Below are 15,922 nucleotides of genomic sequence, written 5' to 3' on the forward strand. Positions count from 1 at the left end.
GATAAAAAATGAGACTTGTATGGTTGATCCAATTAGCCCTTTAATGCCTGCAAATAATGAATCGAGACTAATCGTTGCATTAGATTTCGATAATGCAGATAAGGCTTTGGCACTGGTGGATCAGCTACATCCTGAGCTATGTAAGTTAAAGGTTGGTAAAGAGTTATTTACCAGCGCGGGACCCGGCTTGGTAAAAGAGTTGGTTCATCGCGGATTTGATGTTTTCTTAGACTTGAAATTTCACGACATACCGAACACCTGTGCAAAAGCTGTTTTAAGTGCAGCAAATTTAGGTGTGTGGATGGTGAATGTTCATGCTGGCGGTGGCGTACGTATGATGAGAGCGGCTAAAGAGGCGCTTGATTCGTACCAAGGTGGTCGTAGACCTTTATTGATTGGCGTAACCGTTTTGACAAGTATGGACGAATCCGATTTGGCTCAACTGGGCATTGATAAGTCTCCAGAAGAGTTGGTCGCGAATTATGCGCAGCTAGTATTCGAATCTGGTTTGGATGGCGTTGTATGTTCTGCTAAGGAGTGTGCAATGCTTAAAAGCCGGTTCGGTGACGGATTTCATAGAGTTACTCCAGGCATTAGGCCTTCGGGAAGCGTAAGTGATGATCAACGACGCGTTGTTACACCTGAAGAGGCAATGAAGCTTGGTAGTTCGTACATTGTTGTTGGTCGCCCAATTACACAGTCTGAAAATCCGAAAGCTGTTTGTGAAATGATCAATTTGTCTTTGCAAAAATAATAATATTTTTTACTCTACAGAGGGCTTGGAATGATTGCAGGAGTGAATGTGAGCTTTCCTATCATCACCGTGGACGGACCTAGTGGTGCCGGTAAGGGCACTTTGTGCCATGCATTGGCCAGACGCTATGGCTTTCACCTACTCGATAGTGGTGCGATCTACCGTATTGGGGCGCTTGCCTCACAAACAATCGGTATTGATTTGGATGATGAAGAGGCTGTTGCATCTCTCTGTGAGCGATTAGAAGTAGACTTCGTACCTACCGAAAACGGTGTTTCCGTTATGCTGAATGGTCAGGATGTTAGCCAATTGCTGCGCACCGAAAATGTAGGTATGGCGGCTTCAAAAATTGCTGCTTATCCAAAGGTTCGTGAAGCATTGGTTAATTGTCAGCGTAATTTTGCTAAATCACCAGGTTTGGTAGCCGATGGACGCGATATGGGGACGACCATTTTTCCAGCGGCAAATGCCAAGATATTTTTAACAGCCAGTGCTGAAGATCGTGCTCGTCGCAGAGTTGATCAGCTACTGAGTATTGGTTGTCCTGCGAGCTTCGAGCAGATCCTGGCGGATATTAAGGCTCGTGATTACAATGATTGTGCTCGCACCATATCTCCCTTACAGCCAGCGGATGATGCTTTAGTCATTGACTCCAGTCAGATGACCATTGACGGAGTGTGCCAGCAGGTAAACGATTATCTAAAATCACTTTCCTTGGTTTAGTTAGGCATGTATTGCGCGGATTGTCTGACAGGCATTGCGTAAATTGAATATAAGCTCAGATGCGTGTGCTAATTCTTTGTTCTGTATAGATCTGATCTCTATTTAGGATTCATCATGCAATTGGGAGATTTGGGTCTTTTTCTTCTGGTTATGGCGGCACTGGCAATTGGCTATGTACTTGGTCGTTATGATCTTTTCTCATCTGGAAGAACCATTCGTAAGATTACTGGGAGGGCAGCCTCTCAGTACCTGCGCGGTTTGAACTTCATCTTAAACGACAATCCTGAAGCCGCCGTAGATACATTTGCACAGGTTTTGGAGGTCAATCAAGAGTCCTTTGAAACGTACTTGTCTCTAGGCATTTTACTGCGTAGTCGCGGTGAAATTGGGCACGCTATAAAGTTTCATCAAAATCTTCTTGAAAATCACAGTCTATCCGAGCACCAGAAGTACCTGGTCCGTTTGGAGTTAGGTCTCGATTTCCAAAAAGCCGGTGTTTTTGATCAAGCTGAAAGAATTTTTGAAGGTTTACGTCAATGTGAAATTCCTTCCATTAAAACGAAAAGCCTTGAGTATCTTGCCGATATTTTTCGAGATGAGCGCGATTGGCCAAAAGCTATTGCCACATCGGATGAGCTGATCAAATTGGCTCAGGATGACGCCAATAGATCTAAGTGGTTGCATAGACAAGCTCATTTTTATTGCGAGCTAGCTCTTGAGGCGAAAAACTTTGAGTCTACAGAGCGTGTTGAGCAAATCCTTAATCGGGCACGAGCGAGCGATCCGCAATGCCCGCGAGTCAGTCTTGAATGGGCCAAACTTAAAATGGAGTTGGGCGACTACGCAGAGGCTATTAAGCAGTTTCAAAAAGTGCCAAATCAAGACCCGGATTTTATTCCGGAGATTCTTCCTGAGCTGTTGGAGTGTTTTCGAGCTTTAGGTAACCCGTATGAGTTGATTGATTATTTAAGGTTTCTGCAAGATCGTTATCCGAGTAGCTCGCTCCTGATTTCCCTGGCTGAGCAGGTGAAGCGTTTTAGTGGCGAAACCGCGGCTGTGGAGTTGCTGGATCAAAAATTGAAAACTAGGCCTTCATTACGAGTGATTGGTAAATTCTTGGATTTCCAATTTTCAAGAAAAGAAAAAAATGATGAAAACCAGCGAGCACAACAATTAGTAAGAGAACTATTGGAGTTGTTGGTTATTCATCGATCCTATTATTTGTGCGGCTCATGTGGATTTTCTGGAAATCATCTGCATTGGTTATGCCCAAGTTGTAAATCCTGGGGCACAACCAAAGCGGTGAAGGGCATAGAGGGTGAGTAAAAAAAGCTTAACTTGACTGTCTTTTAAACAAAAATACTGTTAAAAAACAAATACTTAATTTTTTTTCGCACATGTGTTGACAGCCCTAGGGGTGCTCTATAATATACGCGCCATCAACGAGCAGTCAGCTGCTCTGAGAGAATAAATCCGGCATAGCTCAGCGGTAGAGCAGTAGACTGTTAATCTATTGGTCCCTGGTTCGATCCCAGGTGCCGGAGCCAAATTTCAAAGCCATGATCTAGGTCATGGCTTTTTTGTTTACAGCACTAAGGTTTTTCGTTTCCTAAGTTTAATTTTGTCATTTCTCAAAGATAAAAATCCTTTTACTTGTTCTAAAAAATTCCCCTTTTTCTTCTCTTTGTTTCTGTATTTAGAGTGTTCTCGGCGTAAACAATCGCTTTGGTCGAATTGTTTTTCTATGCGTCGAAATTCCCGATATGTAACCGTTTTGAACAGGCGACCCTTCGCTTAAATTTCGATTGCTAAAAGCTGGCTGCTCTGCTAGTCTTCGGCGCTATTTTTCAGCTGTTGTGTATATTGCAAGCAGCAAACTAGAGCCTACTATTCCGCCAGGCAAGGAATTTAGCGCTCGATTTTCTAACTACCCCATGTTTCTGGCGACATGGATGTGTGTATTCTGACCTCCACAGAAACTGTATGGTTGGATGACCACTTAATTTATAGGTAACGTAATGAGCGAAAGCTTTGCAGAGCTGTTTGAAGAAAGTTTAAAGAACGTCGATATGGTTCCAGGATCGATCGTAACTGGTGTTGTGATCGACGTTGACAAAGATTGGGTTACTGTTCACGCAGGCCTTAAATCTGAGGGTGTGATTCCAGCGTCTCAATTCTTAAATGAGAACGGGGAACTTACTCTAAATGTAGGCGATGAAGTTCAAGTTGCACTAGAAACCGTTGAAGATGGTTTCGGTGAAACTCGTTTATCACGTGAAAAAGCTAAACGTGCTGAGTCTTGGAAAGTGCTTGAAGCCGCTCACGCTGCTGAAGAAGTTGTTAAGGGTGTTATCAACGGTAAAGTTAAAGGTGGCTTCACTGTTGACGTTTCTGGTATCCGTGCGTTCCTACCAGGCTCTTTAGTTGATGTTCGTCCTGTTCGCGAAACTGCGCACTTGGAAGGCAAAGATTTAGAATTCAAAGTTATTAAACTTGATCAAAAGCGTAACAACGTAGTTGTTTCTCGTCGTGCTGTTCTAGAGCAAGCAAACTCTGCAGAGCGTGATGAGTTATTAGCTAACCTTCAAGAAGGTGCGGTTGTTAAAGGTGCTGTTAAGAACCTTACCGACTATGGTGCATTCGTTGATTTGGGTGGTGTTGATGGTCTTCTTCATATCACCGATATGGCGTGGAAACGTATCAAACACCCAAGTGAAATCGTTGGTGTTGGTGACGAGATTGAAGTTAAAGTTCTTAAGTTCGACCGCGATCGCAACCGTGTTTCTCTTGGTCTTAAGCAATTGGGTGAAGATCCATGGATTTCAATCACTCAACGTTACCCAGAAGGTGCACGTGTTAAGGCTAAGGTTACTAACTTGACCGACTACGGCTGTTTCGCTGAGTTGGAAGAGGGTGTAGAAGGCCTTGTTCACGTTTCTGAAATGGATTGGACTAACAAGAACATCCACCCATCAAAAGTAGTTCAACTTGGTGATGAAGTTGAAGTGATGGTATTGGATATCGACGAAGAGCGTCGTCGTATTTCTCTTGGTATCAAACATTGTCAAGAAAACCCATGGGATGCTTTCGGTCGTCAATTTGCTAAAGGCGACAAGATTTCCGGCAAGATCAAATCAATCACTGACTTCGGTATCTTCATCGGTCTTGAAGGTGGTATTGATGGTTTGGTTCACTTGTCTGACATTTCTTGGAACGAAACCGGCGAAGAAGCTGTTCGTGCATACAAGAAAGGCGATGAAATCGAAACCGTTATTTTGGCAATCGATCCAGAGCGTGAGCGTATTTCTTTAGGTATTAAGCAACTTGAAACTGATCCGTTCACAGGTTTTGTTACCGAGAACGATAAAGGTGCAATTGTTACCGGTACCGTTAAGGAAGTTGATGCCAAAGGTGCTATCATTGTTCTAGCCGATGATGTTGAAGCTACATTGAAAGCCTCTGAAATCAGTCGCGAAAAAGTTGAAGATGCACGCAATGTTCTATCAGAAGGTGATTCTGTAGAAGCTAAGATTGTGAGTGTTGACCGTAAAAATCGCGTTATCAATCTTTCAATTAAAGCCAAAGATCAAGATGAAGAGAAAGCTGCTATTAAAGAGCATTCTTCAAAAACTTCTGATACAGCTCAGCCAGCAACATTGGGTGACCTCATCAAAGCTCAAATGGAAAGCCAAGATTAATGGTTTTTCGTTGAAAAAGCGGCGCAAGCCGCTTTTTTTATGCCTGTAAGTTCAGTTTTTACCCTCTATTGCTAAAGTGTGCTTGAAGCTAGGATTTTAATAGTATATAAATCAGCAACTTAGCAGATTGTCTGCTTATTCAGTTTGGCTTATTGCAAATTACCCGTTTCACCCAGCGCTAATGGAGTGTGAGAATGACCAAATCTGAGTTAATAGAAAGAATATCTGAAAGACAGGATCAGCTGTCGTCAAAAGATGTTGAATTAGCAGTGAAGCTGATTTTGGAATATATGTCCAAGATGCTTGCGTCCGGTGATCGTATCGAAGTGCGTGGTTTTGGCAGCTTCTCTCTTCACTATAGAGAACCAAGAGTTGGACGAAATCCTAAAACTGGTGATCCTGTTGAGCTTGAAGGTAAATACGTCCCGCATTTTAAGCCCGGCAAAGAAATGAGAGACAGAGTGAATGAAAGTATCTAGATAATTACTTTTATTGATGATGCTTCGTTAACTTTTTTCTTCTTTTTTCCCGTCGCGAGCTGATGGCAGTTTAACGATATTGTTTTTCTGTGTTTGATTCTGTTTACGCTCAACTCGAAAACTTGCTTCGTAATGTGTTGGCGCTTCGGCAATTATTTTAAGTAGTTGTTCTTCGTTGCCGTCTTGGCAAAAACCGTCGATTTTTTGAATCAGTTTCAAAGTGTCTTCGTAATTAAGATGATGTTCACCGGCTCTCATGATTAAAGGGTGATCAGTACCACTTACGTTTTCTCCAATGAGTAGTTCTTCGTACAGTTTTTCTCCAGGTCTTAGTCCAACTTGAGCAATTTCGATGTCTCCATTTGGAGATGTTGGAGTTTTAACTGACAGGCCCGACATTCTAATCATCCTTTCTGCAAGTTCCCAAATAAGTACTGGCTCGCCCATATCCAGAACAAAGACATCGCCTTTTTGCGCCATGGCTGACGCTTGAATAACCAGCTGAGCCGCTTCCGGTATGGTCATAAAATAACGGGTAATATTTTTGTGGGTAACCGTGATCGGGCCACCATCTTTTATTTGTTGCTTAAACAACGGCACTACGGAGCCTGATGAGCCTAAGACATTTCCAAAACGGACCATTGAGAAAATAGTATTTGCAGTTTTTTGAGAAAGTCCCTGGAGGGCTAATTCGGCAACGCGTTTAGAGGCACCCATGACGTTGGTAGGTCTCACGGCTTTGTCCGTTGATATAAGCACAAAATTTGTAACTCTGGCTTCAATGGCAGATTGAGCGCAACTCCACGTACCGAGTACATTGTTACGAACACCCTCTATTATATTCGCTTCAACTAATGGGACGTGTTTGTGGGCTGCTGCATGAAATATGGTGTCTACAGAATATTTTTTTAAGGTTGCCGTTATTTCTTTTTGATTTAAACAATTAATTAGGACCGGGATTATTTTTGAACCGGATATTGGACTGCCGGCTTGCGAGGTTAGCTTTAAGAGTTCTTGTTGTATCGAATATAAGGCGAATTCGTTTTGCTCGACAAGGATTAGATACGATGGATTTTGATAAATGATTTGTCGGCATAATTCCGAACCAATGGATCCACCAGCACCGGTGACCATTACTGATTTTTGACAAGTGCATTTATCTAATAAATCTTTCCGCGGCGGAATTGGATCTCTACCGAGTAAATCCTCAATTTGTATATCACGAATCCTTTGATGCTTAGGATGGTTGAACAATAAGTCTTCAAGGGTCGGAACCGTTTGAATTCGCAGAGGGTACTGGCTAAGTTGTTCAACAATTTTAGAGGTAGAAGACTTGCTCGCTGCTCCCAAAGCCAATAAGACAACTTTTGCATCGTACATGTTAATAATATGTTCGATGGCGCTGGCGGGATGAACTGTAATGCCGCGGACAGTGTTGTTAATGAGTTTTGGGTTGTCATCTATGAACGCAACAACGTTATAGTCTCCAACTTCTTGAAGGCTGCCTGCGATTTGATAACCCGAATGCCCGGCGCCATAAATAATGATTGGCTGACGATTGTGTTTTCGGCTCAGATTTCTATTGGCTAAAAACAGATGTACCAAGCTTCGAAAGAACATGCGCGGTACACCTAGGGCTACAAGTAGTATACAGCTGTATATGAATGGTGTTGATCGAGGCAATTCGATTATTTTTTGATCTGGAAGCTTGATTTGTAGCTGAACAAAATAGGCACTCACAACGAGAGTGCAAGCAGAAATTACGGTACAAGCAACCACAGTTAACACGGCTTGATGTGCCATAAATCTTAGAATGGCGCGGTATAATCCCAGTTTAATAAAAGCAAATATTGTGATTGCAATTGTAACCGCAATTACAACAAGCAATTGTTTTTGCCAAATATCAAACAATTGCCCGACTCTAAAATATACCGAGACATAAATGGCGAAAGGAATCATCAAAGCGTCGTACAAAACCGATAGGGCTCTTTTTATCGCTCTTGATGATGAAAGTAATCTTATTAACACTGTCTAGATCTCGATAATTAGGCGAACGCGCTCAGAGTTGACTTTAAGCTGTAGTTTGTCGATTTTTCTTGCGTTTTCAATTGATTAGATCGCATTACCAACGATGATCGATGATTCTACATCATTTTTACATTATCATACGCCCGGTTTTGATCAGGGTGTGCAATCATTCTGTTCTTGTGAATGCGCTAATGATAAAGTTCTGGTTTGGTCCTAATTTAGACTTGTTTGAATAGAATCTGCTCGGGGAGGGTGTGTGAAAATACTGGTTACTGGTGGTGCAGGTTTTATTGGGTCTGCCGTGGTGCGGGAGATTATTAATCATACCGAGCATAGTGTATGTAACTTTGACAAACTTACTTATGCGGGTAACTTAGAATCTTTAGTTTCCGTTTCTGATTCTGATCGATATACCTTTTTCAAGGGTGATATTGCCGATCGAGCTGCGGTTCAGCAGGCGTTTTCCGAATTTGCACCTGACATCGTGATGAACTTAGCGGCTGAATCTCATGTAGACCGATCAATTGATGGCCCGGCTGAATTTATGCAGACCAATATCATGGGCACATTCACCATGCTAGAAGTGGCCAGAGAGTATTTTAACGGATTGGATTCCGACCAAAAATCAAGATTTCGATTCCATCACATCTCCACAGACGAGGTCTTTGGTACCCTAGGTGAAACCGGCTTTTTTACCGAAACTACACCTTATGCTCCAAACTCGCCATACAGCGCATCCAAGGCATCTTCTGATCATCTTGTTCGAGCGTGGTATGAAACCTACGGCTTACCTACGCTGCAAACTAATTGCTCGAATAATTATGGACCTTATCACTTTCCGGAAAAATTAATACCGCTAGTAATTTTAAATGCGTTAGAAGGCAAGCCTTTACCTATTTACGGCAATGGTTTGCAAATACGAGATTGGTTATACGTAGAAGACCATGCACGAGCATTATTGAAAGTTGTTTTCGAAGGTGAAATTGGCTCGACCTATAATATCGGCGGCCACAATGAACAGAAAAACATTGATGTGGTGAAATCGATTTGTGCCATTCTTGATGAATTGAGCCCAAAATCTACTGGAAATTATGAAGAGCAAATCGTCTTTGTGTCTGACCGACCTGGCCATGATCTTCGATATGCAATTGATGCATCAAAAATTAGTGATGAACTAGGTTGGACTCCAGAAGAGACCTTCGAAACAGGACTGCGTAAAACGGTACAATGGTATCTTGAAAATCATCAATGGTGCGGGGCGGTTACTAAAAATAAATACGACCGAGAGCGTATTGGGTTAAAAGTGTAACTCATTCCAACTTTCTACATTACAGGTTCATATCATGGAAAATTCGAGAAAAGGGATTGTACTTGCTGGCGGGTCCGGTACTCGTTTACATCCGCTAACATTAGCAGTTAGTAAGCAACTGATGCCGGTTTATGACAAACCGATGATTTACTATCCAATATCAGTGCTTATGATGGCTGGAATTAAAGAAATATTAATTATTACCACTCCCGACGACCAACCACAGTTCCAAAAGCTTTTGGGCGATGGCTCACAATGGGGAGTTGAGTTCACCTATATCATACAACCTTCGCCAGATGGCTTGGCGCAAGCATTTATTTTGGGTGAAGAATTTTTGGCGGGATCACCTGCATGTTTAATCCTTGGTGACAATATATTTCATGGTCATGGTTTAGTCGACAAACTAAAATCAGCAAACGCTCAGAGTGATGGCGCTACAGTCTTTGGTTATTGGGTTAGTGATCCAGAACGTTATGGTGTAGCTGAATTTGATGAAAACGGAAAAGTTATTTCCATCGAAGAAAAACCAGAAAAACCAAAATCTAATTATGCGGTAACGGGATTGTATTTCTACGACAACAAAGTCGTGGAATACGCAAAATCCCTAAAACCATCGCACCGAGGCGAACTAGAAATCACCGACCTTAATAAAATCTATTTAGAAAAAGAAACTCTCAAAATGGAAAACTTAGGTCGAGGTAGTGCGTGGCTGGATACAGGTACACATGACTCCTTACTAGAAGCTGGAAACTACATAGAAACATTAGTGAAAAGACAAGGTCTTGCAGTTTGCTGCCCGGAAGAGATTGCTTATAAAAATAAATGGATTAATACCCAGCAACTTTTGGCGATTACAGCGAAATATATGAAGACTGGTTATGGTAAATATTTAAACAACTTAATGCTCAGTTTATGATTTATCCCGTGGCGTTTTATATTTTTTTGATAGTTGTTCTTGGGTTTTGTTTGTAGATGCTTTATTTATTTAAGGGGAGGGGTAAGGTTATATCAGAGCCTTTAGCAGTTTTGATATCATTGATGTTATATCTGTCCGTAAGAAATAAACTTTTAGTAGTTCTCGGTATAGTAGCGTTTACTGCTTATCCTTTATTGGAGGCTACTTTATATAGATTCGTTGTTGAGTTGCTACTAATTGAGCCGGAAACGATAGTTGTTGATTATGTGGAGATACTTTATTTAATTTTAGTAAGTATTTTACTTTATTCTATTAGATATTTCTCCAAAATTGGGCGTATCGAGCTTGTTAACAAAATATATCAAATTGCGCAAGAGCTGGTCGATTCGGAAAATAAAACATTAATTACTGGGTGGTTGAGGGCTGTATTTTTAGAGTTGGTATTCGTTGTCATTACATTGATACAGATTTTTGCCGTGCTGGTTTTCTCGTTTTATTTGAATAAGAATTTTGGTTTTTTAGCACTATTAATGGTTTTGGTCGGGCTGGCTTTCGTGGGAGTAGTTTCAGCTAAAGAGTATTTGATACAGAAAAAACTAAGATATAATAAAATTCTTAGAAAGAACAAAAAAGGTGATATACAAATTAAATCAAGAGTTAGGGCCTCCGAGACAGTCGCTCTTTTTGTTAATTGTATTGTAATGATTTGGATTATTCTTGTGTTTTTTCTTGGCCATTTAGATGAGATGCACGGAATAGACGGGCTTATGATGATATTGTTGATTAGGTACACAGGTATTACTTTTACATCTCAAGCTAGTAGCGTCATGAGGCTTGTTCGTGGATATGTATACTCTGAGAGCCAAATAAGGCAGTTGTTAAAACTCGTCGGCTAAAAATCACATATAAAAATAGTTAAATATAGAAGTATGGTATTTTGATGAAAAAAAAAATTGATTCGGTAATAATTTACTCGTTTCATACAGAAGATGATTATTACACTGCTAAATCAGAGCTGCTAAAGAAAAACTTATCGGATTTAAATCTTGATTTTCAGATAGATAGTTTCAAAATTCCTCCGGGCCTGACATGGCCGGACTTATGTCGCAAGAAAATAGGGATGTTGTATAATTTTTATATTCAAAATCCTGGAAAAAAAGTTTTTTGGATTGATGTCGACTGCATGCTTACTGACTTTCCAGATTTTGTTGGAAATTTCAGTTCCGATATTATTGGTTTTCAGAGAGGGTTTGGATCTCCGTTGAAAATCGGTTATCACAATAAAGCTAGGTTTTGGGAGCCTTGTTTGTTAGGAATCAACAGTACGCCAAGTGCGAAACGCTTTCTTGAAGACGCATTTATAATCGAACAAAATAGCTCTCTTAAGGCAACAGACGATTATTTTTTTGAAGAGTCTTGGAGGCAAAACTGCTCTGATCTCAGCTATCAGATAATTCCGTCTAAATATAAATTTACAAATATTGAAAATAAGCCATATGATGCGTTTTTTGGTTTTGGAGCTAGTGGAAATGTTGCAAAGTTCAAAGGTAAAGTCGTGCAGCATGTTACTTCTGGAGTAAGTTCGACAGTTGATATTAAAGATAAGGTGGATAAGCCCCTTAATAGTAATCAAGGAGTCTTTTTTCAGAAGATAAAATCCGGTTGTTATTCTATCGTATCCAGATTTTTATCAAAGTTTAACTCAATACAAATTCAAAAAAAAAATAAATCTCATGTCAATTCATCTCTAGCTGTAAAGGCCTTACCTTTAAAAGCTTTGCGTATAAAGTTACTTAGTGCAGCAAATGCGGGAAATTTCTCCACAATTAAAGAGTTCGAGCATCAGGCAAAAAATACGAGAATTGGTAAAGCTCGAATTGATTTGATGGCTCAATCAAGATCTTTGCTTTCATATGTAACAGTAGAAAGCTCTAACGATAAAGGTTTTATTCCGTTATGTTGGTGGATAAATCCTGCACCAGGAAATTTTGGAGACTGGCTAAGCCCTTATATAATAACAAAAATTACTGGGAGGCCAGTTAAATATATTAGCCCGCATAATACGACAGAATCAAAATATTTGTCAGTTGGATCTATAGCTAAATTCGCTAATAAAAAAGCAATTGTGTTAGGTAGTGGTTACAGTAGCAAACTAAATGAGGTGAATATCGAGGCTGATTATAGATTCGTGAGAGGTCCTCTATCTCGTCAACATATTCTTGATGCTGGGGGTGTGTGTCCCGAAGTTTATGGTGATCCTGCTATCGTTTTACCGCTTTTGTATACGCCACCAGCTCGCCAGTCTAAGAGTGGTAGAATAGCATTAATCAGGCATTTTACTCATGCAAATATACCACTTGCTTTACCTGACTATGTTGATGAACTATGTATACTGAAATCCTCCCCTGAAGAAATTGAAGAGCTTATAACTACTTTACATCAGTATGATGGTATAGTAAGCAGTGCTATGCACGGATTTATTGTAAGTCAGGCGTATCAACTTCCCTGCGCATTGGTTACTTTTGAGGGAATGGAAGATGCTGTGCATGGTGACGGAATGAAATATAAAGACTATTTTTTAGGTGTCGGGCTGAACCCTGTGAATCCTGTAGTTTTATCAAGAAATTTAACAACTGTAAATCTACACTCTTTATTAACACAAGAAGCAATTTCACAGACAATAGTTGCTCGAGTTAAGCATGAGCTGGAAAGCGCCTTTAGCTGTGAGTAGTTTTTTTTGATTAGATTTTTCCCAAGAGATTTATTGAGTTTTCCTTATGAGAAAATTAGAGAAATTACATTAAGATTGAGTAAGCTCGATCCGATTCCTATATTTTATTTTTCACTAATTCCTAATGTTGGTGATGAAATTGGTCCATATCTAGTTAATAAGTTAACAGGTCGACCTGTTGTTAAAAGTTTTATGGGGTTAACCAATCATCTTGTCTCGGTCGGGAGTATAGTTTCGGAAGCTAACTATAATTCGATCATATGGGGAAGTGGGTTTAAGTTTCCAGGAAGCAAAGTGCTGTCAAAACCTAAATTTATATCTTCTGTAAGGGGCCCACTAACTAGAACATTGTTATCCAAACAGGGGATTAATTGCCCTAGTCGATTTGGTGATCCAGCATTGGTAATGCCATTATTTTTTCAGAGTGAACTCATTGCTCAGCGTGGAGTGATTGGTGTTGTACTTCATTATCACCATCAAGATAAAAAATATCTGTTTGAGGATTCCAAATTTAAAATTATAAATGTCAGCACGAAGAATGTTGAGCATTTTATTGATCAGCTTCAAGAGTGTGAATATGTAATCTCGTCTTCTCTTCATGGTCTGATTATTTCTGACGCATATTCTATTCCTAATGTTTGGATAGCCTTCGAAAACAATTTTAACGAGCAGTTCAAATATCAAGATTATTACTTGTCACTCGGATTAACAGATAGAGCTCCTTTGATTCTAAATAATGGAATATATTATGACCCTGAATTTTTCTATTCTCATATACGTTCATCTAATATAAAGACCGCTTTTTTGGAAGCAATCCTTGATGATTTTGAGCAGTGCAGATCATACCTATAAAATAGCTGTTATAGTAACGTTGTATAATAAAGAGCTTGAGATTTCTCGGTGTATTTATAGTGTTGCTATTCAATCGCTTAAACCGGATATATTAGTTATAGTAGATGATAAGTCGACAGACAATGGTCTTAAAATAGCGAAATCGTTAAAGATTGACATTCCTGTGTTGTTTATAGAAAACTCGGAGAATGTAGGTCCGTCGATAGCCAGAAATATAGGTGTCAATAGTGTTAGCGCTGAATATATTGCTTTTTTAGACGCTGATGATTATTGGTTGCCAAATTTTTTAGAGGAAGTAGTTTTAAATCTTAAGCATGAAAATGCTAGTTTTTGTGCGACGAGTTATTTCTACTGTTATGGGGATGAGAGGTTTTTGTCGAAAACTGATGTTACTGAAAATGGTTTTATCGATGATTTTTTTGCTAGTTTTTCATCAATCAGACTACCTTTTGTGACATCTTCAGTTTGTATGAGGCAAGATTTATTTAAATTTTTGGGTGGGTTTAAAAAAGAAATATCTTTGGGAGAGGATATTATACTGTGGTCGTCAGCGTGGCAATTTGGCGGTATATTTTTGATAAAAGAACCTCTGGTGTGTTATTCATTGGATGCCAACTCCTCTCAGGTGAGACGTAGCTCCTATGCTGATATTGTTTCTTTTCTTGATTACTTTAGATGCTCTTTTGATGTGAGTTCTCTACGCACAGATAAAGAATTAAGTTCATACAATTCTTTCCTAGTAAAAACATATGTGAGAGCCTGTTTGGGGGCTGCTCTTTCTTCTAAGCGTCGGGAGTTTGATAAACTTATGGAGTTGCGAATTGATTTCTGTTTGAGTCCTACTACTATCTTATTTTGGTTGTACTGGAGTTTAAGTATTTTACCGAATTTTCTTAGGGTCAGGTTTGCGAATTTCATTTTAAGATGCATTAGGTGTTTAAGAAAAATATAGACTAAGTTTATGGTTCCCAAATAATATTATGCATAAAAGTATTTTATATGTAGTTAATGTCGATTGGTATTTTGATCTGCATTGGATGGATAGAGTAAGGGCGTCTATCAAGAAGGGTTATAAGGTGTCGGTAGCCGTAAAAATCACAAATACTGACCTCGAAGAAAAGTTCAAGAAAATGGGGTTGAGAGTATATGATGTTCCATTCTCTAGGAAGTTTGGATGGTTTCGAGAATTGCTATTATTAAAATCATTGGCTCGTGTTATTGATTCTTCCCAGTTGGATATTTGTCATGCTATTACCATAAAGGCATGTTTTAGTGTTGCTTTACTTTCATTTTTATTACGGACTAAGCTAGTAGTTTATTCATTCCCTGGTCTGGGCAGACTTTTTTCTACGAAAGGAGGAGTTCTTCTAGGTGTATTTCGAAATTTAGTTAAGCTTTTTTTTCGTATAGTTTTCCGGTTCTTTCGTAGCTCTACGACGTTTGAAAATAATGATGATAGAGCTTTACTTTTGGGTAAATGTGGTCATTTACTTAATCGAGCTAAAGTGTTACCTGGGGCGGGTGTAAACACTGAGCGCTTTTGCTATTTGGAAAAAATTTTTAGTAAAAACCTTATAGTACTTTTTTCTGGTAGATTGTTGAAAGCTAAAGGGCTTTACGACTTAGTTAGAGTTGTTGATCTAATGCGCGCTAATGACTTTCCTGTTGAATTATGGGTTGCAGGAGTTGTGGATATAGAAGGTGAAGGCTCGATATCAAATGATAGGTTGTTAAGTTTGTGCGAACAAGGAAGCATACAGAAATTATTTTTAAATGCTAAGAATATAGAAGAAATAATTTGGGATTCAGATGTTGTGTGTTTACCTACTTACTATGGAGAAGGTATTCCTCGGGCGTTAATAGAAGGTGCTTCTTGTGGTCGAGCAGTTGTTACATATGACGTTTCTGGCTGTAAAGACTTCGTGAGAAACAATGAAAATGGGTTTTTGATAAAAAAAGGTGATGTGCAAGCCTTGTATAATTCTTTGGTGATATTATGTAATAATCGCAAATTAGTTAACAATATGGGACTGCGGGGTAGAGAAATTGTTGAGTCAGAATATAGGAATGATATTGTGATAGGTGCCTTACTTGATATTTATGACTCAATAGCTTTTGTTAGGTAGTATTTACCTTTCTTCATATAAGCTCCCTCTGTGGTAGTCAATAATTTTGACCGCACGTTAATAAGAATTCTAGTAAGCCTGTTCTGCTTTGTCGAGCGTCATACTACCGTTTTTTGAATGTGGTCTGTGTTGAGTATAATTACCCGTTAGATAACGAATAATATGTTGCTTATCTTCTTCTTTTCGAAAGTTTTATAGCCTTTTTTAGAAATCCATTCTGTTTTTAAACCTTGGTTTCAAGTAATAACTGCAATCAATTATGCAGCAAGTAAATCTACTCGCTGCCCTAAAAATAATTCATTCGGT

At 39.4% G+C, this 15,922-nt stretch carries 13 protein-coding genes and 1 tRNA gene; 13 read left to right on the plus strand and 1 reads right to left on the minus strand.

The genetic code is table 11. From position 1 onward, the window contains the following. Positions 1-19 precede the first annotated feature (19 nt). From pyrF to ihfB, 6 genes are all read left to right on the plus strand, one after another. Entirely contained in the window at positions 20-754 is a 735-nt protein-coding gene (pyrF, locus tag ACYQ2C_RS16225) for an orotidine-5'-phosphate decarboxylase (protein WP_460104152.1), read from the plus strand. Positions 755-802: 48 nt separating this feature from the next. Further along, positions 803-1,477: a (d)CMP kinase gene (gene cmk / locus ACYQ2C_RS16230; protein ID WP_460052382.1), complete on the plus strand. Its 675-nt coding sequence runs from the start codon at positions 803-805 to the stop codon at positions 1,475-1,477. Positions 1,478-1,591: 114 nt separating this feature from the next. Then, the gene (lapB, locus tag ACYQ2C_RS16235; RefSeq protein WP_460104154.1) at positions 1,592-2,803 is read left to right on the plus strand and encodes a lipopolysaccharide assembly protein LapB; all 1,212 of its coding nucleotides are present in this window, start codon (positions 1,592-1,594) and stop codon (positions 2,801-2,803) included. A 146-nt stretch (positions 2,804-2,949) separates the two neighbouring features. Next, a tRNA-Asn gene (locus tag ACYQ2C_RS16240) sits at positions 2,950-3,024 on the plus strand. 471 nt (positions 3,025-3,495) lie between these two features. Further along, the gene (gene rpsA, locus ACYQ2C_RS16245) at positions 3,496-5,175 is read left to right on the plus strand and encodes a 30S ribosomal protein S1 (protein ID WP_460052385.1); all 1,680 of its coding nucleotides are present in this window, start codon (positions 3,496-3,498) and stop codon (positions 5,173-5,175) included. A gap of 194 nt (positions 5,176-5,369) precedes the next feature. Beyond that, positions 5,370-5,654 (plus strand): integration host factor subunit beta, encoded by a 285-nt coding sequence (ihfB, locus tag ACYQ2C_RS16250; protein ID WP_460052387.1) that lies wholly within the window; start codon positions 5,370-5,372, stop codon positions 5,652-5,654. A gap of 27 nt (positions 5,655-5,681) precedes the next feature. On the opposite strand, the gene ACYQ2C_RS16255 is transcribed toward ihfB, so the two are convergent. After that, on the minus strand, positions 5,682-7,682 hold the full coding sequence (locus ACYQ2C_RS16255; protein ID WP_460104156.1) for a polysaccharide biosynthesis protein: 2,001 nt from the start codon (positions 7,680-7,682) through the stop codon (positions 5,682-5,684). Positions 7,683-7,938: 256 nt separating this feature from the next. Here ACYQ2C_RS16255 and rfbB point away from each other — a divergent pair, with 256 nt between their 5' ends. From rfbB to ACYQ2C_RS16290, 7 genes are read left to right on the plus strand one after another with little or no spacing between them, the layout of a single operon-like run. Next, a complete protein-coding gene (rfbB, locus tag ACYQ2C_RS16260) occupies positions 7,939-8,991 on the plus strand; it encodes a dTDP-glucose 4,6-dehydratase (protein WP_460104159.1) in 1,053 nt (350 codons plus the stop codon). Positions 8,992-9,025: 34 nt separating this feature from the next. Then, positions 9,026-9,907: a glucose-1-phosphate thymidylyltransferase RfbA gene (gene rfbA / locus ACYQ2C_RS16265; protein ID WP_460104161.1), complete on the plus strand. Its 882-nt coding sequence runs from the start codon at positions 9,026-9,028 to the stop codon at positions 9,905-9,907. 56 nt (positions 9,908-9,963) lie between these two features. Then, on the plus strand, positions 9,964-10,803 hold the full coding sequence (locus ACYQ2C_RS16270; RefSeq protein WP_460104163.1) for a hypothetical protein: 840 nt from the start codon (positions 9,964-9,966) through the stop codon (positions 10,801-10,803). A 44-nt stretch (positions 10,804-10,847) separates the two neighbouring features. Continuing rightward, positions 10,848-12,638, plus strand: coding sequence for a polysaccharide pyruvyl transferase family protein (locus tag ACYQ2C_RS16275; protein ID WP_460104165.1), 1,791 nt, complete (start codon positions 10,848-10,850; stop codon positions 12,636-12,638). A gap of 33 nt (positions 12,639-12,671) precedes the next feature. After that, the gene (locus ACYQ2C_RS16280; RefSeq protein WP_460104167.1) at positions 12,672-13,490 is read left to right on the plus strand and encodes a polysaccharide pyruvyl transferase family protein; all 819 of its coding nucleotides are present in this window, start codon (positions 12,672-12,674) and stop codon (positions 13,488-13,490) included. Beyond that, on the plus strand, positions 13,459-14,442 hold the full coding sequence (locus ACYQ2C_RS16285) for a glycosyltransferase family 2 protein (protein WP_460104169.1): 984 nt from the start codon (positions 13,459-13,461) through the stop codon (positions 14,440-14,442). Before ACYQ2C_RS16280 ends, ACYQ2C_RS16285 begins: the two co-directional genes overlap by 32 nt. A 28-nt stretch (positions 14,443-14,470) precedes the next feature. After that, complete coding sequence (locus ACYQ2C_RS16290; RefSeq protein WP_460104171.1) at positions 14,471-15,616, plus strand: glycosyltransferase family 4 protein; 1,146 nt, start codon at positions 14,471-14,473, stop codon at positions 15,614-15,616. Positions 15,617-15,922 lie beyond the last annotated feature (306 nt).

Source organism: Sessilibacter sp. MAH3 (assembly GCF_054658275.1).

What these genes read in the sequence shown, in the direction of transcription:
- ACYQ2C_RS16290 (WP_460104171.1), top strand. Translation starts at nt 14,471, where the DNA reads ATGCATAAAAGTATTTTATATGTAGTTAATGTCGATTGGTATTTTGAT.
- lapB (WP_460104154.1), top strand. Translation starts at nt 1,592, where the DNA reads ATGCAATTGGGAGATTTGGGTCTTTTTCTTCTGGTTATGGCGGCACTG.
- rfbA (WP_460104161.1), top strand. Translation starts at nt 9,026, where the DNA reads ATGGAAAATTCGAGAAAAGGGATTGTACTTGCTGGCGGGTCCGGTACT.
- ACYQ2C_RS16275 (WP_460104165.1), top strand. Translation starts at nt 10,848, where the DNA reads ATGAAAAAAAAAATTGATTCGGTAATAATTTACTCGTTTCATACAGAA.
- ihfB (WP_460052387.1), top strand. Translation starts at nt 5,370, where the DNA reads ATGACCAAATCTGAGTTAATAGAAAGAATATCTGAAAGACAGGATCAG.
- rpsA (WP_460052385.1), top strand. Translation starts at nt 3,496, where the DNA reads ATGAGCGAAAGCTTTGCAGAGCTGTTTGAAGAAAGTTTAAAGAACGTC.
- pyrF (WP_460104152.1), top strand. Translation starts at nt 20, where the DNA reads ATGGTTGATCCAATTAGCCCTTTAATGCCTGCAAATAATGAATCGAGA.
- ACYQ2C_RS16270 (WP_460104163.1), top strand. Translation starts at nt 9,964, where the DNA reads ATGCTTTATTTATTTAAGGGGAGGGGTAAGGTTATATCAGAGCCTTTA.
- ACYQ2C_RS16285 (WP_460104169.1), top strand. Translation starts at nt 13,459, where the DNA reads ATGATTTTGAGCAGTGCAGATCATACCTATAAAATAGCTGTTATAGTA.